General features: G+C 69.7%; 19 protein-coding genes and 1 pseudogene. 14 read left to right on the forward strand and 6 right to left on the reverse strand.

The features are described 5' to 3' along the window. Positions 1 to 132 precede the first annotated feature (132 nt). Positions 133 to 936 carry an IS5-like element ISRhosp9 family transposase gene (locus ACNJ7K_RS11895; protein WP_263510442.1) on the forward strand — a complete coding sequence of 268 codons (804 nt, stop codon included), beginning with the start codon at positions 133 to 135 and terminating at the stop codon, positions 934 to 936. A gap of 34 nt (positions 937 to 970) precedes the next feature. Further along, a complete protein-coding gene (locus ACNJ7K_RS11900) occupies positions 971 to 1,348 on the forward strand; it encodes a hypothetical protein (RefSeq protein ID WP_487041738.1) in 378 nt (125 codons plus the stop codon). Between the two features lie 225 nt (positions 1,349 to 1,573). Here ACNJ7K_RS11900 and ACNJ7K_RS11905 read toward each other — a convergent pair whose 3' ends face one another. After that, a complete protein-coding gene (locus ACNJ7K_RS11905) occupies positions 1,574 to 2,611 on the reverse strand; it encodes a hypothetical protein (protein ID WP_487041739.1) in 1,038 nt (345 codons plus the stop codon). Positions 2,612 to 2,681: 70 nt separating this feature from the next. Between ACNJ7K_RS11905 and ACNJ7K_RS11910 the strand changes: the two genes are divergently transcribed. Together ACNJ7K_RS11910 and ACNJ7K_RS11915 are read left to right on the forward strand one after the other, a co-directional pair. Continuing rightward, a complete protein-coding gene (locus ACNJ7K_RS11910; protein WP_241386896.1) occupies positions 2,682 to 3,041 on the forward strand; it encodes a hypothetical protein in 360 nt (119 codons plus the stop codon). 334 nt (positions 3,042 to 3,375) lie between these two features. Continuing rightward, complete coding sequence (locus ACNJ7K_RS11915) at positions 3,376 to 4,251, forward strand: transposase (RefSeq protein WP_241386897.1); 876 nt, start codon at positions 3,376 to 3,378, stop codon at positions 4,249 to 4,251. A gap of 73 nt (positions 4,252 to 4,324) precedes the next feature. Here the strand turns inward: ACNJ7K_RS11915 and ACNJ7K_RS11920 are convergent, their stop codons facing one another. The 4 genes and pseudogenes from ACNJ7K_RS11920 to ACNJ7K_RS11935 all read right to left on the reverse strand — a co-directional run bounded on the left by ACNJ7K_RS11920 (position 4,325) and on the right by ACNJ7K_RS11935 (position 7,851). Further along, complete coding sequence (locus ACNJ7K_RS11920; protein WP_241386898.1) at positions 4,325 to 4,609, reverse strand: hypothetical protein; 285 nt, start codon at positions 4,607 to 4,609, stop codon at positions 4,325 to 4,327. Between the two features lie 2 nt (positions 4,610 to 4,611). Further along, positions 4,612 to 6,603, reverse strand: coding sequence for a type IV secretory system conjugative DNA transfer family protein (locus ACNJ7K_RS11925; RefSeq protein ID WP_487041740.1), 1,992 nt, complete (start codon positions 6,601 to 6,603; stop codon positions 4,612 to 4,614). 15 nt (positions 6,604 to 6,618) lie between these two features. Continuing rightward, positions 6,619 to 6,927, reverse strand: a pseudogene (locus tag ACNJ7K_RS11930) (hypothetical protein); the annotation flags it as partial. 207 nt (positions 6,928 to 7,134) lie between these two features. Next, the gene (locus tag ACNJ7K_RS11935) at positions 7,135 to 7,851 is read right to left on the reverse strand and encodes a hypothetical protein (RefSeq protein ID WP_487041741.1); all 717 of its coding nucleotides are present in this window, start codon (positions 7,849 to 7,851) and stop codon (positions 7,135 to 7,137) included. Positions 7,852 to 8,048: 197 nt separating this feature from the next. On the opposite strand from ACNJ7K_RS11935, the gene ACNJ7K_RS11940 reads away from it, so the two are divergent. The 7 genes from ACNJ7K_RS11940 to ACNJ7K_RS11970 all read left to right on the forward strand — a co-directional run bounded on the left by ACNJ7K_RS11940 (position 8,049) and on the right by ACNJ7K_RS11970 (position 15,349). Continuing rightward, positions 8,049 to 9,467: a FecCD family ABC transporter permease gene (locus ACNJ7K_RS11940; protein WP_487041742.1), complete on the forward strand. Its 1,419-nt coding sequence runs from the start codon at positions 8,049 to 8,051 to the stop codon at positions 9,465 to 9,467. Then, positions 9,464 to 10,600 carry a FecCD family ABC transporter permease gene (locus ACNJ7K_RS11945; protein WP_230791753.1) on the forward strand — a complete coding sequence of 379 codons (1,137 nt, stop codon included), beginning with the start codon at positions 9,464 to 9,466 and terminating at the stop codon, positions 10,598 to 10,600. Before ACNJ7K_RS11940 ends, ACNJ7K_RS11945 begins: the two co-directional genes overlap by 4 nt. Beyond that, positions 10,597 to 11,469 carry an ABC transporter ATP-binding protein gene (locus tag ACNJ7K_RS11950; protein WP_016694284.1) on the forward strand — a complete coding sequence of 291 codons (873 nt, stop codon included), beginning with the start codon at positions 10,597 to 10,599 and terminating at the stop codon, positions 11,467 to 11,469. The genes ACNJ7K_RS11945 and ACNJ7K_RS11950 overlap by 4 nt, the downstream gene beginning before the upstream one ends. Before the next feature lie 78 nt (positions 11,470 to 11,547). After that, positions 11,548 to 11,958 (forward strand): BlaI/MecI/CopY family transcriptional regulator, encoded by a 411-nt coding sequence (locus tag ACNJ7K_RS11955; RefSeq protein WP_120282935.1) that lies wholly within the window; start codon positions 11,548 to 11,550, stop codon positions 11,956 to 11,958. 13 nt (positions 11,959 to 11,971) lie between these two features. Next, complete coding sequence (locus ACNJ7K_RS11960; RefSeq protein WP_120282937.1) at positions 11,972 to 12,922, forward strand: M56 family metallopeptidase; 951 nt, start codon at positions 11,972 to 11,974, stop codon at positions 12,920 to 12,922. Positions 12,923 to 12,993: 71 nt separating this feature from the next. After that, complete coding sequence (gndA, locus tag ACNJ7K_RS11965; RefSeq protein ID WP_120282939.1) at positions 12,994 to 14,445, forward strand: NADP-dependent phosphogluconate dehydrogenase; 1,452 nt, start codon at positions 12,994 to 12,996, stop codon at positions 14,443 to 14,445. Between the two features lie 4 nt (positions 14,446 to 14,449). Next, positions 14,450 to 15,349, forward strand: coding sequence for a DMT family transporter (locus ACNJ7K_RS11970; RefSeq protein WP_159418151.1), 900 nt, complete (start codon positions 14,450 to 14,452; stop codon positions 15,347 to 15,349). On the opposite strand, the gene ACNJ7K_RS11975 is transcribed toward ACNJ7K_RS11970, so the two are convergent. Continuing rightward, entirely contained in the window at positions 15,303 to 15,947 is a 645-nt protein-coding gene (locus ACNJ7K_RS11975) for a class I SAM-dependent methyltransferase (protein WP_052227319.1), read from the reverse strand. The genes ACNJ7K_RS11970 and ACNJ7K_RS11975 overlap by 47 nt on opposite strands. 304 nt (positions 15,948 to 16,251) lie before the next feature. Between ACNJ7K_RS11975 and ACNJ7K_RS11980 the strand changes: the two genes are divergently transcribed. The 3 genes from ACNJ7K_RS11980 to ACNJ7K_RS11990 are packed head-to-tail and all read left to right on the forward strand — an operon-like array spanning position 16,252 to position 19,717. Continuing rightward, positions 16,252 to 17,667 (forward strand): hemolysin family protein, encoded by a 1,416-nt coding sequence (locus ACNJ7K_RS11980; RefSeq protein ID WP_120282943.1) that lies wholly within the window; start codon positions 16,252 to 16,254, stop codon positions 17,665 to 17,667. Further along, positions 17,664 to 18,782: a hemolysin family protein gene (locus tag ACNJ7K_RS11985; RefSeq protein WP_120282944.1), complete on the forward strand. Its 1,119-nt coding sequence runs from the start codon at positions 17,664 to 17,666 to the stop codon at positions 18,780 to 18,782. The genes ACNJ7K_RS11980 and ACNJ7K_RS11985 overlap by 4 nt, the downstream gene beginning before the upstream one ends. Continuing rightward, positions 18,779 to 19,717 (forward strand): 3-methyladenine DNA glycosylase, encoded by a 939-nt coding sequence (locus tag ACNJ7K_RS11990; protein ID WP_159418150.1) that lies wholly within the window; start codon positions 18,779 to 18,781, stop codon positions 19,715 to 19,717. Before ACNJ7K_RS11985 ends, ACNJ7K_RS11990 begins: the two co-directional genes overlap by 4 nt. Positions 19,718 to 19,761: the final 44 nt, after the last annotated feature.

Genomic DNA, 19,761 nt, shown 5'->3' on the forward strand with positions numbered 1-19,761 from the left:
TGAGGTTTTCTCACCAGGAGTTCGCTGACGGCGGCCGGGGACATTCGGGCGGTGTGGCGTGAGATGAGGACGTGGGGTCCTACCTGGTAGAGATCGTTTCGACCAAGAAGCAATCCCGAAGCAGGACCCCACGTGATTTCCTATCGTGCCACGCTCGACGTGCCCGAGCGCACCCTGGCCTTCGTCGCCAGTGCCCTGGCCGCGCATCGCACCCGAGTCGACCGCCGACCATGGCAGCGGGCCGCAACCGTCTACGTCCAGGCGGTAATGGTGCTCCGCTGGTTCCGCGACGGCACCGACGTCGCCGCCCTGGCGCGCGATGCCCGAATCTCGCCGGCAACCGCCTACCGATACCTACACGAAGGCATCGACGTGATCGCCGCCCACGCCCCTGACCTGCACGAGGTCCTCGCCCATGGGAGTGCATCCGGGTGGGAACACGTCGGACTCGACGGCACCTTGATCGCCGCGACCCGATGCCGGGAGCGCTCCGAAGCCGGACACGACTTGTGGTACTCGGGCAAACACCGCCGACACGGCGGCAACATCCAGGTCCTGACCGACCCGACCGGCTACCCGGTCTGGGTCTCCGACGTCGAACCCGGCTCGGTTCACGACATCACCGCTGCTCGACTCGGCGGAGTCCTCGGCGCCCTCTATGAGGCCGCCACCGGCGGGATGCCCACCCTTGCCGACAAGGGTTACACCGGTGCCGGGATCGGTGTCCACACGCCGACCAAGGGCCGCGACCTCGATGCCGGCACTCGATGCCGCAACACACTTCTGTCCGCGATGCGCGCTCCGGCGGAACGTGCGAATGCCCTGCTGAAGACCCGCTGGAAGGCCTTACAACGAATCAGTCTGTGTCCGTGGAGGATCGGCACGATAACCGCTGCCGCCCTCGTGCTTCTTCACCTACAAGCCCCCGCCTGGTGAGAAAACCTCATTGTCGGAGAAGGATCAGATCGGCGTGGCAGTAGAGGTTCTGTCTCGATACACGACCACACCAGACGAGTGCTACTTCTGCCTGTGGGAAGGGTGGGGCACCACGACCATCAACTCGGCGCCCAACTTCGCGATCCCCAATCGCGTCTACTGGTTGTTCCGCGGCACGCTGGCGGACTACGCACACTGGAATAGCGACGACACAGCGCGGTGGCCGTACGGCGACTCGCCTGATCCCGCCTTCATCTGGCCGGCAGACCGTGCCTGGTGCATTACCCACGATGTCGATCCGCACTTCGCCACGATCGGCGCCAGTGCGAACGCAATCGACCGCATCGTGGCCGACCAGCGAATCGACGCAGTACTCGACGGTCCTGCACGCGAGCCGCCGTACTGGGAGTAGTCAAACCCCGAGCCGGTTCGCGTCCGCTCGAGGGAACCTGACCAGGCCCAGTGCTGGAGGGTCGACCGAGTCCGTGTTCTCCGCTCGGGACGGACTCGAAAAGCATTGAGCGATCGAGGAATTTCGGAGCGGAGCGAAGTGCCCAGCAGCACGCACGGCAACGAGCAGGCCGATCGAAGCCAATCGTCCATCATGGCGCCGGATTCGCAGGGGCCAGCGTGGTGTTCATGTTGCTGATCTCGGCATCCAGGGTGTGTCGCCTGTGCGGTGCCATTCGACGGGTCGGCCGTCGACTCGGACCAGGCGCGGGTCGAGCCAGAAGGTAGCGTCGGGATCCCATCCGGCCAGGACACTGGCCCCGGTGTGCGTGGTCAACGGGAGCGCCAGCCCGGGGGTGGTGAGATACCCGAGAACGGTCAGGTGCACCGCGTCGTAGTCGACGCTCACCGCTGCCCAGTCCGGCAGGTACCACTGCAGATGCTTGCCGGTGGCCTCGTACCAGTCGGAGCGCCGCGACGCCGGCACCGCGAGGGGATACGCGTCGACGAGGTGAGTCCAGGCGTCGGGGCCGGTGATCTCGTAGACCCGCGCCGAGTCGTCGACATGCACCGGCCACACCCGGGCGTGGCGACCGTCGGAGATGTCGTCTTCGGCGAGCAGCAACTCCACCGCACCCAGATTCTGTCGTGCGCGGCTGGTGACCCGGATTCTGCTCGGGACCGGCGTGGACCACCACTCGCCGCTGGTCTGGCGCTCGGGTTCGGCGTCCAGAAAGCGCCGGAACCGATCCTCGTCGTCGAGGACATGCCGTCGCCAGGCGGTCAGGTCGGCGTCCTGGTCCTGGTTGCTCCAGAACGTCTCGGACCATTCCTCGGTGGAGGGGTAGCGCTTCTGCACTGCTCGTTGGCACGTCGGATCCATCGGCGTGCTCCACCACCGGGCATGGTCGCAGGCCAGCACCGCCTCGACGACCGGGTGCAGGGCCGCGACGATAGCCGGATCGCCGAACCAGAGGTCCTCCTCGTCCGGCGGTTGCCAGTACCGCGCGAAATCCGTTGCCCGGCCCAACGCTTCGAGCACGTCGAGCTCAGACAACTGCGCGACGGTTTCGGCGTCGACGGCGGCCAGGACGTCGAGGGCATCTGCCCGGGTGAGGGGTTCGCGGTAGTTGCTCGCTCGCTCGTCGGTGCTGCACGCATAGCCGAGGTGGGCGGCGAACCGCCGGCCCCGGGGTGCGGCCAGCACGTGCTCGGCGGTGTCCATGCCGACGAACCTACCGCGACGACCACCAGGGCAGACCCGGCTCGAGACACAAGAAACGCTAGGGTGCGATATGCCGGAAATCGCGCGCCGGCGGCGCACCCAGCCGCCCCCGCCGCACATCGTCTACCAGGCGCTGATCGACCCCGACCGTGATCCGAGGCGTCCGTGGTTGATTCTGTACGAGGACGAACAACGCCCCGAGGTCGTCGAGGCTGTCGAGCCGGATCTGGTGGTGTGGACCTCGATCTGGCCGTGGCGTCGCGACGCACGGATCCGGTTCGAGCTCTCCGGATCCCGGCGCAGCAGCACCACCGTGTGCTGGATACTGACGGTCGACGAGCCGGTACCGGACGACGAGACGATCCTGCGGATGCGCACGCGCGTGAACGAGCTCATCAACGCACGTCTGCGCTCTACGTTCGGTCAGTAGCTGCCGCTTGCCGCTCCTACCCGAGATGGAACCGATCGGGGCGGCTGCTCACCCGTTTGGTGTCGGAGAGGGTGCAGCCTCGTGCGCTACCGTGCCTTGATGAACCAATCCGGCGTGGCCGTCGCGGACCATCATCAGTTCGTCCTGGGATCTGTGACCGCGGAAACCTACGAACCGTCGGAGACCGGCAGCGTCATCGAGGTCGGGCAGAACTTCGCCACGGTCATGACCGGCATCGCCTACGGTCCCGTGTCGTTGACACGTCGAGGTCTGCGACAACGAGCCGGCTTTCCACGCCGATCGGTGCGCGTGGGAGGTCGTCGAGGAAGCCACGGTGAAGGTGACCAGGGCATTCGCCGTGATCACCCTCAGTGGGGAGAAGCTACCCGACTTCGGCCGGCTGGCCATCGGCCGCGGGTCGTATCGGTTCCGGGTGTCCGGTCGCGGTCGGGACACGCACTGGGCTCTCGAGGTCGACGAGCCCACCGAGGAGTATCTGGTGCAGGTATGGCGGGTGAATCGGCCCCACGGGATGGTTCGTCTTCACAAGACGGACAGTGCCTGGGAGCAGGAGATCGTCGAACATCCGACCCGCACGTGGTGGGACCCCGATCCGGCCGCCGACGCAACCGTCTACCTGAGGGTCGGCTACGAGAAGATGGCCGAGGCGGCGAAACAGGAGGCCATCCGATGGGGTGGGAGACCGCCGTCCGAGAAACTGAGCCGATGCCCCCAGGCGATCGACCTCGCCGGTGTCGATCGCGCGCTTGCGGACGCGATCGCGAGGGCTCGCGAGCCGAAACTTCGGCGCATTACCGTCTGGGCTGTCCGACGAGCCTTCACCATCGCCGGCATCGCCGACAGGGATTGGATCGCGCCGGCACTGGATGCGCTCGAGGACGGCAACCGGACGTTGCCGTCCCCGTTCGGCCGCGACGAACGTGAGCAGCTGTGGCAGGCGTTCCAGGACGACCCCACCATCGACACCACAATCCCTGAGAACGGTCCGGCTCCGGCGCCGGGCATCGCGATGTACGCGGTGCGAGATGCCTCCGAATCGTTTGCATTCGATCCGCTGCGGGGCACGTTCCAGAGCCTTGCAACTGCCGCACGCACCGACGGCGGGAACTACATCGCGCTGATCCGCGCCCTACGAAGGGAATTCTTCCCGAAGCTGATGCCCGCCGACCGGTACGAGAGGTGGATCTGATCATTGCCCGCCGCTGCGCCCCGGGGGCCATGCCGTTCTCACCGCTCAGAACCGTGCCACCTTTCGCCGAAGATCACACCCAAGACAGGCCGCCGTCGTTGTCGCTGATCCGGCGGCGAATCACCGGCAGGAAGAAGCCGTTGACCCACTCGATGACATTGACGAACTTCGGTTCCTTAGTGGGAGGCGCGTCTGCCTCGTCTTCGTACTCATCGGCGGCATCGTCTGTCTCATCTTCGTACTGGTCCGGCTCATCTTCGTACTGGTCCGGCTCGAGCTCCTCTTCGTAGTCGTCACCGTCCGGTGCTTCGTTGTCGGTGTCCCATTCGTCGGCCGCTGCGATATTGACCTCGACCATGTTCAGTCCTTTGTCAGAAACTCGGAGTGGAAGAGCCGGTCTGCGCGAGAAGTCTCGGGCGTGGGCTCGTGGGGAATAGGCGCCGTGTCGGCCTGTTCTTGGGACGGCACCACCATGTCGGCGACCACAGCAGGGCGTTCGGATTCACCGACGGGCAGGGCCTTCTGCTGGGCCGGTGCGTGTTGCTTGCTCTCCTGCTTGGATTGGCGGATCGCATCGGCGAACGGTGAGTTCCCCCAGAACGCTTTGCGGATCAGGATCGGGGTGGAGCCGCCGATCGTCACGAGGGCGCGGGTTTTCGGCAGGGCCCGCAGGTCCCGCTTTTCGAAGATGTTTTCCTTCTGCCAGTTGTTCGACACGCTCGCCTGGCTACTGGAGAAGAAGCCGGCGCCGCGACTTCGAGATTCGGTGTCGACGTAGTGTGTGCCGACCGCATCGACCAGACCGGACAGAAACGCATCGTCTTCGACGTTGCCGCCGTACCAGATCACACTGCACGCATCGACCATGGACTTGAACGCTTCGCGTCCCCAGACCTTCTCACCCTGGGAGGGGGACTGGAAGAAGGCGATAAGGATGATGCCGCGGCCACCGAATTGCGAGTACCACCGCGGCAGGTCCTCGATCTTGCAGATGTCGGCAGCCTCGTCGAGCACCGCCGTCAGCGGGATCGGCCTCCGCTCCGATTCCTGCTGCTCGGAGTATTCCTCGGCGCAGGTGAGGATCTGCCCGACCAGAGCACTCGAGATCGCCGAGGACGAATCGGGGCCGTCCTTGGACAGCGCATACATCGTGTCGGTGCGGGTGACGAACTCGGCGGAGATGAACTCCGGCAGGTCGTGGACGTGCTCACCGTCTTTGATGGTGACCCTGCCGGACTGGTCGGTGCCGATCACCACCCGCCGGTTCGGCAGGACCGCTTCGGCATATCGGGGCTCGTCCAACGGAGCGAGGAAGCGGCGAGCCATGTCGTAGAAGCCGTCGCGCTGTTTGGCATTGACGGCCTGCTTGCCGCGCATCGTGCGGGCCAGCTCCGGGTAGCCGTACTGCTCGAGCACGGCCGGGGGAATCTGCGACTGGGTGTTGGTCAGCCACTCCACCACATGCCGGATGTCCCCGCCGACCAGGGCAGCGGCGAGCAGGTAGGAGGCGAACAGATCGCGGGCGTTGCCGTCGAAGTAGGCATCGACACGCGCACCGGCGTCGGTGGCAGCGGAGATGAAGTAACCGCACACCGCCGCAGCAGAAGGCAGGTCGGTGACGTTACGCAGCGGGTCGAACCAGAAGCTTGCCCGCTGCTGCCGGTTACCGGTGCTCACCCCTTGCAGGTCGAACACCCACACCCGCCCCGTTTCGCGGCGGATACCGACGGTGTGCGAGTACACATCGCCGCGGTTGGACGCCACCAGCGCCGCCCCCGGGGCGTGGCAGATCGCGGGGATAGCGAACGATGCCGACTTGCCCATGCGGGCACCGGCGAAAGCGATCGCCACGAATTCCCAGGTCATGTGCAAGGTGCGGCCTCCGACCACAGTGTGTCCGAGGGGGATACCGAGATAGCCGGGATGAGTCTGTGAGATGGCCGGGGCGAGCCGGTCGGTGGAGGCGGCGAGGTACTTCGGGTCGGCCTCATCGACCTCCCGCGGATCGACCATCGTGCGAGCCAGACGGTCGATGCGCTTTTCGAATTGCTTGCCCTGCACTGTCTCGATGGCACCGAACCGGCGCAGCACCCACCATCCGGCCCCGACGACCGCCGCACGCAGGACCAGCTCGACACCGAGGATGATGGTTGCCCCGGTCGGCCAGCTCGTCGATCCGACCCCCAGTGCGAAGATCAGGCCGATCGGGTTCCAGGTGGGGTCTGCTCCCCCACCGGTGTTGTAGGCGATCGTCGGCAGATAGGCCGCCACCAGCAGGGCAGGGAACGCCTTGAGGAACATCTCGTCCGCACTGGAGGAGGTGCGGGGCCGGTCACGTCTGGTGTGTGCCATCGTCGTGTGCCCCTTCTACTGCTGGAATCGGTAGTCGGTCAGTCGCCAGCCGTCGTCGGTGCGGACGGTGGTGGTGCGCCACAGCTGCGGGGTCAGGCGGGTGCTGCGCCCGCTGGCGTGCAGCACCGTTTGGGTGCAGATCACGTCGATGACCACGGTGCGCATCCCGGCCGGGGCCGCCGGGGTGGTATCCGAGTGAGCGCAGACCGCCGTCACGGCGTCTTTCGCCGCCGCCCACTGCTGCCAATCGGCATCGGGCCGGACTTCGGCACGGCTGCCGGATTCGGCGACGGCGAGCAGGTCTCCGCCGAGATACGGCGTGGCACACACAGGACAGCGCATCAATCGTGCTCACGTCGACGGCAGGTGGCAGGACCGGATCCGCGCAGCCGCATCCGAGCCGAGAACGCCGAAAGTCGTCGGGTACACGACGGCGGGCCCCACGAGAACGTGGGGCCCGCCGCGGGAATGGACCGGGAGTCACTGCAGCCCTCAGGACTCCGCTGCGGTCCAGCAGCCGGAACGATTCGATTATAGGGAAGGCTGCCCTAATCCGGCAAGGCCTCGGACCGGATATCCGGCAGCGACGAAGGCGTCGAGCAGCGCCTGACCGCGGCGCGCGGCGGTGCGCCGCGACGCGCCACCGAGCACGGGCAGCTGGGCGGCGCCGGTGACGACGGTGCGCCCGACGATCCCCCAGAACCGGTTCCGGTCGAGCGGGGCGAGGGACCGCAGCGCGAGATGGACGGCATTGAGTGCGGTCGCGGCGCGGTGCGCGGTCCACACCGCCATCGCCTGCTCGCACGGCAGCATCACCACGTCGCGCTCCCCGACGGCGCGGTCACCGGGCAGCACCCGCAGGGTGTCGTCGGCGAGACCGGCCCAGTCGATGCAGCCGTCGCTGTCCTGGTGCAGCCACAGATTGTCCAGCCCCGGATCCCAGACGCGACCCTCGAGGGCGTAGGGGGCGAGGACGCGACCGACCACGGCGTGGATGAGGGCACCGGCGACCTGTTCGACGGCGATGCGCGGGTCCTCGGTGTCGAGCAGCGCGCGGTCGTAGAGCGCCTCGATGCGCTGCTGCCGTTCACCGCCGCCGAGGAACCACCAGCGGCGGCGGGGTTCTTCGTCGATACAGGCCACCGCGTAGACGCGGGGGGCTCCCGCGGCCAGTGCGCGCAGCCGGGCGCGCGTGTCCTCGAACGGGCGGACGGGTGCCGCCGTGGGCGGCAGCAGCAGCGTCGTCATCCGACACCTCCTGATCGACGGTGAATCATGATTAGGTAAGCCTAACCATTGCATCCGGGGGTGGTGTGCGCAACCCCATCCCCCTACTCCCGCCGAGACATAGGATTCCGTAACCTAACTCCGAAGGCCTTCGCGTTCCCCACGATCCGCGACGACCCGAACCGCACCACCGCCTTCCCGAGGAGCACCCCGCGCCCGTGACCGTCACCCCTCACGCCCCACCGGACGCCGACCCGACCGCCCCGCCCCGCGCGGGCCGCCGGATCGCCGCCGTCCTGTGCGATCTCGCGCTCCTCGCCATCCCCCTGCTCGTCGGCGCCCTCGTCGTCGACACCCTCGCCGACGCCAAGGGCGGCGGCCAGACCGACCGCATCGTCTTCGGCGGCGCCGCCCTGGCCGCGGCCGCCGGGCTGCTGTGGTGGAACCACGGCTACCGCGCCGGCCGCACCGGCCAGAGCCTGGGCCTGCAGTGGACCGGGCTCGTGCTGCGCGACGGCGCCACCACCGGACCGGCCGGTACCCGCCGTGCCCTGCTGCGCCGCGGCACCGAAATCGTCACCGAACGCCACGCCCGCCACGACGACTTCACCCCGCGCCCCACCGACGGCAGCGTCGCCGCCCTGCGCCGCCGGCGCCTGCTCGGCCTGGCCGCGCTGCTCGTGCTGCTGGTGCTCGGCGCGCTCGCCAGCATCGCCGTCGGTGCCCGCCCGATGACCTTCGCGGAGGTCTTCCACGCCCTCGTCGTCAACGACGGCTCCGAAACCGACGTCATCGTGCATTCGCTGCGCATCCCCCGCACCCTGCTCGCGCTGCTGGTCGGCACCGCGCTCGGCGTCGCCGGTGCGCTGATCCAGGGGCACACCCGCAACCCGCTCGCCGACGCCGGCCTGCTCGGCATCAACGCCGGCGCCGCCTTCCTGGTGGTGCTGTCGATCTACCTGTTCGGGCTCTCCACCCCGGCGCAGTATCTGTGGTTCGCCTTCGCCGGCTCCGCGCTCGCCAGCATCGTGGTGTTCGGGTTCGCGTCCATCGGCAACGGCGGCTCGAGTCCGCTCAGTCTCGCGTTGGCGGGCGCGGCGGTCGCGTTCTTCCTGCAGGCGATGATCCAGACCATCGTGCTGCTCGACCAGACCAGCCTCGACGGCTACCGCTTCTGGGTGGTCGGCTCCGTCGCCGGCCGCGGCATGGACGTCTTCTGGCAGGTGCTGCCGTTCATCGTCGCCGGGTTGCTCGTCGCGCTCGCCTCCACCCCGGCCCTGAACCTGCTCAGCCTCGGCGAGGACGTCGCCCGCTCGCTCGGCACCAACGTCGTCACCACCCGGGTGATCGGCATCGCCGCGATCACCGTGCTCACCGGCGCCGCCACCGCCGCATGCGGACCGATCGCGTTCGTCGGGTTGATCGTCCCGCACATCGCCCGCGCGATCACCGGCCCCGACTACCGCTGGCTCGTGCCCTATGCCGGGCTGCTCGGCGGGGCGCTGCTCGTCCTCGCCGATGTCGTCGGCCGCATCGTGGTGCGCCCCGGCGAACTGCAGGTCGGGATCGTGCTCGCCCTCATCGGCGCCCCCTTCTTCATCGCCCTCGTCCGTCGCCGGAAGCTGGTGGCCCTGTGAACGACACCCCCACCCCGTCCCTCGACAAGGACGAACCGACGACGGGCAAGCGCCGCTCGCCCGTGCAGGTCTCCACCCGCGTGCCGGGCCGGCCCGCTTTCCGGCTCGGCTCCGTCTCCGTCGTCTGGCGCGCCCGCATGGTCATCGTGTGCGCGCTGATCGTCGTGGCCACCGCGGTGCTGCTGTCGATCTCCCTCGGCCGCGGCGACTACCCCCTGAGCCCCCTGCAGGTCGTCGAGGTGCTCCTCGGCGGCGGCGAACGCCTCGACCGGTTCATCGTCTTCGACCTGCGGCTGCCGCGCGGTGTCGCCGCCGTGGTCGTCGGCGCCGCCCTCGCCGTCTCCGGCGCCATCACCCAATCGGTGTCCCGCAACGCCCTGGCCAGCCCGGACATCCTCGGCATCACCGCCGGCGCCTCCGCTGCCGCCGTGGCCCTGATCGTCGTCACCAGCGGCGGCTCCATCGTCGGACTGCTCGCCACCCTCGGATTGCCGATGTCGGCGCTGCTCGGCGCGCTGCTCACCGCCACCGTCATCTATCTGCTGACCTGGCGGCGCGGCGCCGACGGCTTCCGGCTCGTGCTCATCGGCATCGGCATCAACGCCATGCTCATCGCCCTGACCCAGTGGATGCTCGTCTCCGCCGACATCAACGACGTCAGCCGCGCCCAGGTGTGGCTGACCGGCTCGCTCAACGGCGTCTCCTGGAGCCAGGTGGTGCCCGCCGCGATCGCGCTGCTGCTCGTCGGTGGCTGGGCCGCGACCGCCTCGTTCACCGTCGGGGCGCTGCGCCTCGGCGACGACACCGCCCGCTCCCTCGGCGTCAAGCTGCAGACCCAGCAGGCGCTGCTGCTCATCGCGGCGTGCGCGCTCGCCGCCGTCGCCACCGCCGCCGCCGGCCCCATCGGCTTCGTCGCCCTCGCCGCCCCGCAGATCGCCCTGCGCCTCGTCGGCTCGGCGGGCAGCCCGATCATCGCCTCCGCCCTGACCGGGGCGCTGTTCGTCGTCGCCGCCGACCTGATCGCCCGCACCATCCTGCCGGTGCCGCTGCCGGTCGGGCTGGTCACCTCCGCGCTCGGCGGCCCCTTCCTGCTGTACCTGCTGGTGCGTTCCAACCGAAAGGTCTCCCGATGACCGACACCCATCTGCCCCCCGCCCCGGCCCCCGGCCCGGTCGAGCACGCGGCGCCGCGGCTGGTCGCCGAACACATCAGCCTCGGCTACGGCGAACGGCTCATCGTCGACGACCTGGACCTGTCCATCCCCACCGGGGTCGTCACCACCGTCATCGGCCCCAACGGCTGCGGCAAATCCACCCTGCTGCGCGCATTGAGCCGGCTGCTCAAACCCCGCACCGGCACCGTGCTGCTCGACGGGCACGACATCACCACCATGCGCACCCGCGAGGTCGCCCGGGTCCTCGGCATGCTGCCGCAGGCCCCCGTCGCCCCCGAAGGGCTCACCGTCGCCGATCTGGTCTCCCGCGGCCGGCACCCGCACCAGTCGTGGTTCCGGCAGTGGTCCTCCGACGACGAGGACGAGGTCGCCCTCGCCCTCGACCGCACCGGCATCGCCGACCTCGCCGACCGGCCCATCGACGAACTGTCCGGCGGGCAACGGCAACGCGCCTGGATCTCCATGGCGCTCGCACAGGGCACCGACATCCTGCTGCTCGACGAACCGACCACCTATCTCGACCTGGCGCACTCGGTGGAGGTCCTCGACCTCGTCGACCGGCTGCACAGCGAACTCGGCCGCACCGTGGTGATGGTGCTGCACGACCTGAACCTGGCCGTGCGCTACAGCGACCATCTGGTGGTGATGAAGGACGGCCGCGTCGTCGCCTCCGGGGTGCCCTCGGAGGTGATCTCCGTGGAACTGCTGCGCGAAGTGTTCGATCTCGACGCCTCGGTCATCGACGATCCGGTGTCCGACCGGCCGCTGATCGTGCCCATCGGCACCCGCCACGTCTACGGCGCCGCCGGAGGTCCTCACAAGGGGTGACGAGGGTCTCACCGCAGGTCAGACCCTACGACTAGGGGTAGTACGCACATTCGTCGGAGAAATCCGTAGAATCGACCCATGGCAGCACTCGGCGAACTCGAACGCGCAGTGATGGATCACCTGTGGTCCACCCCCGAACCACAGACCGTCCGGCAGGTCCACGAAGCCCTCTCGGCTCGACGCAACCTCGCGTACACCACCGTCATGACGGTCCTGCAGCGCCTCGCCAAGAAGAACCTCGTCATCCAGCAACGCGACGACCGCGCCCACCGCTACCTGCCGGTGCACGGCCGCGACGAACTCGTCGCCAGCCTCATGGTCGACGCCCTCGACCAGGCCGACGAGACCGCCGGCCGCGCCGCTGCCCTCGTCCACTTCGTCGGCCGCGTCGGCGCCGACGAAGCCGCCGCCCTGCGCGCGGCGCTGGCCGAACTCGAAGCGCAACACGGCGACGACAGCACCGGCCACGACACCGAGCGGGCCGGCTGACACACTCGATGTCATGAACGCGACCACGGCGCTGTTCTTCGGAACCACAGCGCTTCTCCTCGCCGGTCCGGTGCCGGGGCTGCTCGCCCGCGCCACCTGGCCGCACCGCAACCCCCGGGCCGCCCTCGTGCTGTGGCAGTCCGTGGCGCTGGCGGCGGTGCTCTCCGCGTTCTCCTGCGGCCTGGCCATCGCCGCCCGCCTCCTCGCGCCCGGCGCCGATGGCCGACCCACCACCGGCCCCCTCGAGGAGATCGACGCCCTCGGTCTGCCCCTGTGGCTGACCTACGTCATCGTGTTCGCCCTGACCGTGTTCATCGGGGCCCGCCTGACCTTCTCCATGCTGCGCGTCGCGGTGCGCACCCGCCGCCGCCGCTCCCGCCACCGCATGCTCGTCGACCTGCTCGACCGCCGCGAGAGCGGCGCCGCCGTCCGCCACCACCCGCACGTGCGGATCCTCGACACCGCCGACCCCATCGCCTACTGCCTGCCCGGGCTGCGGCACCGGGTGGTGCTCAGCGAAGGCACCCTCGACAACCTCGGCGACGACGAACTGCGCGCGATCCTGCGCCACGAACACTCCCACCTGCGGGCCCGCCACGACCTCATCCTCGAGGCGTTCACCGCCGTCTACGAAGCGTTCCCCCGCGTCGTGCGCTCCGGCTCGGCGCTCGGCTCGGTGAAACTGCTCGTCGAGCTGCTCGCCGACGACTCCGCCGTCCGCAAGACCGGCCCCGCACCACTGGCCCGCGCCCTCGTCGCCTGCGCCGGCGCCCACACCCCCACCGGCGCCCTCGCCGTCGGCGGACCGAGCACCGTGCTGCGCGTGCAGCGCCTCACCGGACCGGGCCCCCACCTCGGGATCTCCGCCGCCGCCTACACCACCGCCGCCGCCATCCTCGTCGTGCCCACCATCGCCGTGGCGGTGCCCTGGCTCACCGAACTGTCCCTGCTGCTCGGCCTCTGAGCCGCGACACGCCGCACCGTTCGACCCGCCCCGATTTCGATCGGCCCCCGTTTCGGGGGAAGCTGTAGACCATGACCGTCGAACGCACCGAAACACCGCAGGCCCAGATCGGCGTGACCGGACTGGCCGTGATGGGCTCGAACATCGCCCGCAACTTCGCCCGCAACGGCTACACCGTCGCCCTCCACAACCGCAGCATCGCCAAGACCGACGCGTTGCTCGCCGAGCACGGCAGCGACGGCACCTTCGTCCGCACCGAAACCATCGACGAGTTCGTCGCCGCCCTCGAGAAGCCACGCCGCGTCCTGATCATGGTCAAGGCCGGCGACGCCACCGACGCGGTCATCGACGAGCTCGCCGACGCGATGGAACCCGGCGACATCATCATCGACGGCGGCAACGCCCTCTACACCGACACCATCCGCCGCGAAGCCGCCCTGCGCGCCCGCGGCCTGCACTTCGTCGGCGCCGGTATCTCCGGCGGCGAGGAAGGCGCCCTCAACGGCCCGTCGATCATGCCCGGCGGCCCCGCCGAATCGTACGAGGCGCTCGGCCCGCTGCTCGAGAAGGTCGCCGCGCAGGTCGACGGCACCCCCTGCTGCACCCACATCGGCCCCGACGGCGCCGGCCACTTCGTGAAAATGGTGCACAACGGCATCGAATACGCCGACATGCAGCTCATCGGCGAGGCCTACCACCTGCTGCGCGACGCCCTCGGCTACGACGCCGGGCAGATCGCCGACGTCTTCGCCGACTGGAACACCGGCACCCTCGAGTCCTATCTCATCGAGATCACCGCTGAGGTGCTGCGCCAGACCGACGCCGCCACCGGCAAGCCCCTCGTCGACGTCATCGTCGACGCCGCCGAACAGAAGGGCACCGGCCGCTGGACCGTCAAGGCCGCCCTCGACCTCGGCGTCCCCGTCACCGGCATCGCCGAAGCGGTCTTCGCCCGCGCCCTGTCCGGCTCCCGCGACCAGCGCGCCGCCGCCCGCGGCCTCGCCGCCGGCAACCTCGGCGCCGCCCCCACCGACGCCGCGCAGTTCACCGAGGACATCCGCGCTGCCCTGTACGCGTCGAAGATCGTCGCCTACGCGCAGGGCTTCGACCAGATCGCCGCCGGCAGCGCCGAATACGGCTGGAACGTCGACCGCGCCGCGCTCGCGACGATCTGGCGCGGCGGCTGCATCATCCGCGCCCAGTTCCTCAACCGCATCAAGGAGGCCTACGACGCCGATCCGGCCCTGCCCAGCCTGATCCTCGCGCCGTACTTCCGGGACGCCATCGAGATCGGCATCGACAGCTGGCGTCGCGTGGTGGTCACCGCCACCCAGCTCGGCATCCCCGTCCCGGCGTTCGCGTCGTCGCTGTCCTATTACGACGGACTGCGCGCCGACCGGCTGCCCGCCGCCCTCACCCAGGGCCAGCGCGACTTCTTCGGTGCCCACACCTACGAGCGCACCGACCGCCCCGGCAAGTTCCACACCCTGTGGAGCGGGGACCGCTCCGAAGTGCAGGCCTGACGCGATGACGGGCACGGCAGTCGCCGTCCTGTGTGCGCTCGCCGCCGCCGCGCTCATCGCGGTCGGCAGTGTCGCGCAACAGAGTTCGGCCGCTGCCGTGCCCGACACCGACTCGCTCGTCGGTTCGCTGCTGCGCAGCCCCCGCTGGTGGGCGGGGATCCTCGGCGACGGCGGCAGCTACGTCCTGCAGGTGATCGCGCTCGTGTTCGGGTCGGTGCTGCTCGTCCAGCCCCTGCTCGTCGCGTCGCTGCTGTTCGCGTTGCCGCTCGCCGCCGCCACCACCGGCCGCCGCGTCACCCGCACCACCTGGCTGCTCGCCGGCGCATTGTGCGCGGCGCTGGCGATCTTCCTGCTCGTCGGCAACCCCAGCGAAGGCACCGGTGACGCCGCCGCCGTCCGCTGGGCGCTGCCGCTCGGGTCGGTACTCGCCGTCACCGCCGCCGCCGTCGTCGTCGCCCTGCTCTCACCGCGGTTACGGGCGCTGTCGTTCGGGATCGCCGCCGGCATCCTCTACGGCGTGACCAGCGCGTTCACCAAACACGTCACCGACCTCGCCGAAGACGGCATCGGCCCCCTGCTCACCTCGTGGCAGACCTGGACGCTCGTCGCCGCCGGCGCCGCCGCGATCTACCTGCAGCAACGCGCCTTCCAGGCCGGATCGCTCACCGCATCGCTGCCCGCCCTGACCGTCGGGGAACCGCTCGCCGCGATCGTGCTCGGCATGACCGTGCTCGGTGAACACCTGCGCACCGACGGCCCCGGACGGATCCTCGTCGGCGCCGCGGTCGTCGTGATGCTCGTGACCACCGTGGCGCTCTCGCGCGCCCAGGCCGCCGACACCCCCGCCGAGACCGCGGCTACGCCCGACCCAGCACCGCCACCAGAAACTCCGCGTCGTCGCTGAACGGCCGCAGATCCCAGGTCGAGAGCCGCACCTGCACCGCCAGACCCGCCTGCTGCGCGTCGGCGAAGAACTCCTCGAACGGATACTCGCGGCCCGCCCCGAAACCGATCACCGCCCGGCCCTGCGGCGCCAGATGCGCCGCGAAATTGCGCAGCACCGCCACTCGGGTCGACGGCGCCACGAAGGTCATCACATTCCCCGCGCACACGATCACATCGAAGTCGGCGTCGACACCGCGGGCCGGCAGATCCAGCTCGGCCAGATCCCCGACCAGCCATTCCGGCCCCGGATGATCCTCCTCCGCCGCCGCGATCAGCACCGGATCGACATCCACCCCCACCACACGGTGCCCGGCCCGGTGCAGATAGCCGCCGAGCCGGCCCGGTCCACACCCGGCATCGAGGATCCGTGCCCCGCGCGGCACCATCGCATCGATCAACCGGGCCTCCCCGACGGTGTCCTGCCCCTGAGCAACCATCGTGCGGAACCGTTCGACGTACCACGACGAATGCGCCGGATTCTCCGCCACGATCTCCTCCCACCGGCTCGGCACCCGCTCGCCGCTGCCGCCGTGTTCCGGACCCTCGCCGCCGCTCATCCACGCTCCTTCGTTCCACCGGGACACCTGCTCGACCCCCACCGTAGGCGCCGCACCGTCGCCTGCACCGCGACACACGGCAACCCCGCTCAGTAGAATCGGTACCCGTCGAAACCACTTCCGGCAGGCGGACACCGTCCGCGACCGGACCCGACGAGAGGACACCGGTGCCCGCGGCACCCACCACCAGCCCACCACCCGACACCAGCTCCCCCTGCCCGGAGTGCGACTCCGGGCCGGAAGGATCCTCTAGCGGGCCGGGTCACCACCCCGGCCACCACCCCGCCCGGCAGGACCGCCCCTGATGTCCGTCCTGCTCGATATCGCCGCCCTCCTCGGCTTCGTGGCGCTCACCGCAGGCACCGCCCTGTTCGTCGCCGCCGAGTTCTCCCTGACCGCCCTCGAACGCAGCGCCGTCGACGCGCACGCCCACGACGGCGACCGACGCGCCCGGCAGGTCCAGCACGCGCACCGCACCCTGTCGTTCCAGCTGTCCGGCGCCCAGCTCGGCATCACCATCACCACACTGATCACCGGCTATCTCGCCGAACCGATCCTCGCGCAGTTCTTCACCCCGCTGTTCGACGCGATCGGCCTGAGCACCTCCGTCGCCGCAACCGTCTCGCTGGTCCTCGCGCTGCTCATCGCCACCTCCTTCTCCATGGTCTTCGGCGAACTGGTCCCCAAGAACATCGCCATCGCCCGGCCCATGGGCACCGCCCGCGCCACCGCCGGCCTCCAACTGGCGTTCTCGCTGCTGTTCCGCTGGGCCATCCTCGGACTCAACGGCGCCGCCAACCACATCGTGCGGCGCCTCGGCATCGAACCGGCCGAGGAACTGCGCTCGGCGCGTTCCCCGCAGGAACTCGGGTCGCTGGTGCGCGCCTCGGCCCGCAGCGGCACCCTCGACGAGCACACCGCCCGCCTGGTCTACCGCTCCCTGCAGTTCGGGGACCGCACCGCCGAGGACCTCATGACCCCGCGCAGCACCGTCGAGAGCCTCGACCGCAACGCCACCGTCCTCGACCTCATCGAACTGTCCGCCCGCACCGGCTACTCACGCTTCCCGATCGTCGACGGCGACCTCGACGCCCCTCTCGGCGTCGTGCACGTCAAGCACGCATTCACCGTGCCCGGCCCGGCGCGCGGCACCACCGCCGTCGGCGCCCTCGCCCGCCGCGTGCCCACCGTGCCGTCCAGCCTCGACGGCGACACCGTCATGGAACGGGTGCGCTCGGACGGCATGCAGGTCGCGCTCGTCGTCGACGAATACGGCGGCACCGCCGGACTGATCACCATGGAGGACCTCGTCGAGGAGATCGTCGGCGACGTCCGCGACGAACACGACGAGACCGAACTCGACGCCCACCGCGAGGGGGACGGCTGGTCGTGCACGGGTCTGCTGCGCACCGACGAGCTCGCCCAGCTCACCGGCTACCGCGCCCCCGACGGCGACTACGAGACCCTCGCCGGACTGATCCTCACCGAACTCGGCCGCATCCCCGAGGTCGACGACGAGATCCAGCTGCCGCTGCGCCGCGGCGAACGCGACCTCACCTGGTACGCGCGCATCCTCGAGATGGACGGACACCGCATCGACCGGGTGCTGCTCGTCCCCGGCGCCGCCCCCGACCCCGAGAACCCCGACGGCGACAGCGATGGGGACAGGGACGACAGCGACGACGCCCCCGCTGCCGACGAGGGTGGTGAGCGTCGATGAGCGACTGGTTCGCGATCGTCCTCGCCGTGCTGCTGCTCGCCGGCAACGCCTTCTTCGTCGGCGCCGAGTTCTCCCTCATCACCGTCCGCCGCGACCGCCTCGAGACACTGCTCGCCCAGGGCAAGACCCGCGCCCGCACCGTCATCCACGCCGGCGAACACCTCTCGCTCATGCTCGCCGGCTCCCAGCTCGGCATCACGATCTGCTCGATCCTGCTCGGCCGCGTCGCCGAACCGGCCATCGCGCACCTGATCGAGGTGCCCCTGCATGCGGCCGGGGTGCCCGACGCGCTGCTGCACCCCATCGCGTTCACCATCGGGCTCACGATCGTGGTGGTGCTGCACATCCTGCTCGGCGAGATGGTGCCGAAGAACATCGCCATCGCCGGCCCGGAACGCGCCGCGATGCTGCTCGTGCCGATCCACCTACTGTTCATGCGACCCGCCCGGCCGGTCATCGCGTTCTACAACCTGTGCGCCAACGCCACCCTGCGCGCGGCGCACATCGACCCGAAGGACGAACTCGACACCTCCGTCTCCGCCGTGGAGCTCACCGAGATGATCGGTGAATCCCGCTCCGAGGGGCTGCTCGACGCGGAGGAACACAAGCGCCTCACCCGTGCTCTGGCCACCGGCGACCGCACCGTCGCCGACGTGATGATCCCGCTCGCCCGGGTGCGCACCGTCCCGCACACCGGCGCGGGCCCGACCCTCGGCGACGTCGAGCACGCGGTCACCACCACCGGCTTCTCCCGGTATCCCACGCGCCGACCCGACGGCACGATCACCGGCTATGTGCACATCAAGGACGTGCTCGATCTGGTGCGGGAACAGTCCACCGGTCCCGAGACCGTCATCCCTACCGCGGTGATCCGGAAGCTGCCGGCCATCGGGATCGGCGACGGTCTCGACGAGGCGCTGGCCGCGCTGCGCCGCAACAACGCGCATCTGGCCGGGGTGACCGACACCACCGGAACGCTGCGGGGCATCGTCGCGCTCGAGGACCTCGTGGAAGAGTTCGTCGGGACGGTCCGCGACGCCACCCACCGGGTCGCGGATCCGCTGGGCAACCGCCCCCGCACGACCGCACCCCGATCGACCGAACGAGAACCATGACCCGCTCCCCGTCCGTGACCGACCGCCCGGCGATCCTGGCCGAGACCGAATGGACCGCGCGGCGCGACGCCCACCACGCCGTCGTGGACGAGCTGCTCGCCGGGCATCTCGAACGACGCGCCACCGGGCGCGGCCACCCGGTGCACGACTTCCTGTTCACCTACTACAGCCTGCGGCCGAGCCAGCTGCGGCGCTGGCATCCCGGTTACGGCACCGTGCTGCTCGGCGCGGCCGCGGTGCGCGGCTACCGCGACCATCCGGGCTACGAGCGGGTCACCGTCGACGGGCAGCCGGGGGTGCGGGTGGGCCGGGAGGTGCTCGACCGGCGCGCCGACACCGTCGACTTCGTCGCGGGGCTGCTCACCGCGACGGCCTCCCGGCCGCCGCAGCTCGGCTGCTTCGGATTGCACGAGTGGGCGATGGTGTACCGGGCGGGGGTCGACGGGGTGCGGCATTCGTCGGTGCCGTTGCGGCTCGGCCACACCGGAACCGACACGGTGGTGGAATCAATGCAGCTTCGATGCACCCATTACGATGCGTTCCGGTTCTTCACCCCCGACGCCGTCCCGCGCAACGCCACCGAACTGACCCGCGACCAGCAGGTGCGCAGCGAGCAACCCGGCTGCCTGCACGCCGGCATGGACCTGTACAAGTGGGCCTACAAGCTGCTGCCGTTGACGGATTCGGAGCTGACGGTGCGGTGCCTGCGACACGCGTCCGCAGCCCGTGAATTGGATATGCGGGCAAGCCCGTATGATCTCGAGGACTACGGCTACTCGCCCATCAGGATCGAGACTGCCGCCGGACGCGCACAGTACGTCCGCGAGCAGTCGGCGCTCACCCGTCGCGCCGCAGCTCTGAGAGAAGAGCTGGTGAATCGATGTACCGCCCTGCAGGCGCACAGAACCACTGCGCCCGATACTACTGGCGGGTAACATAATCGACGATTCCGTGCGGCCGGGACGTTTCCGGCCGCACA

It is taken from the genome of Rhodococcus shunpengi, assembly GCF_048381395.1.
GTDB lineage: Bacteria > Actinomycetota > Actinomycetes > Mycobacteriales > Mycobacteriaceae > Rhodococcus.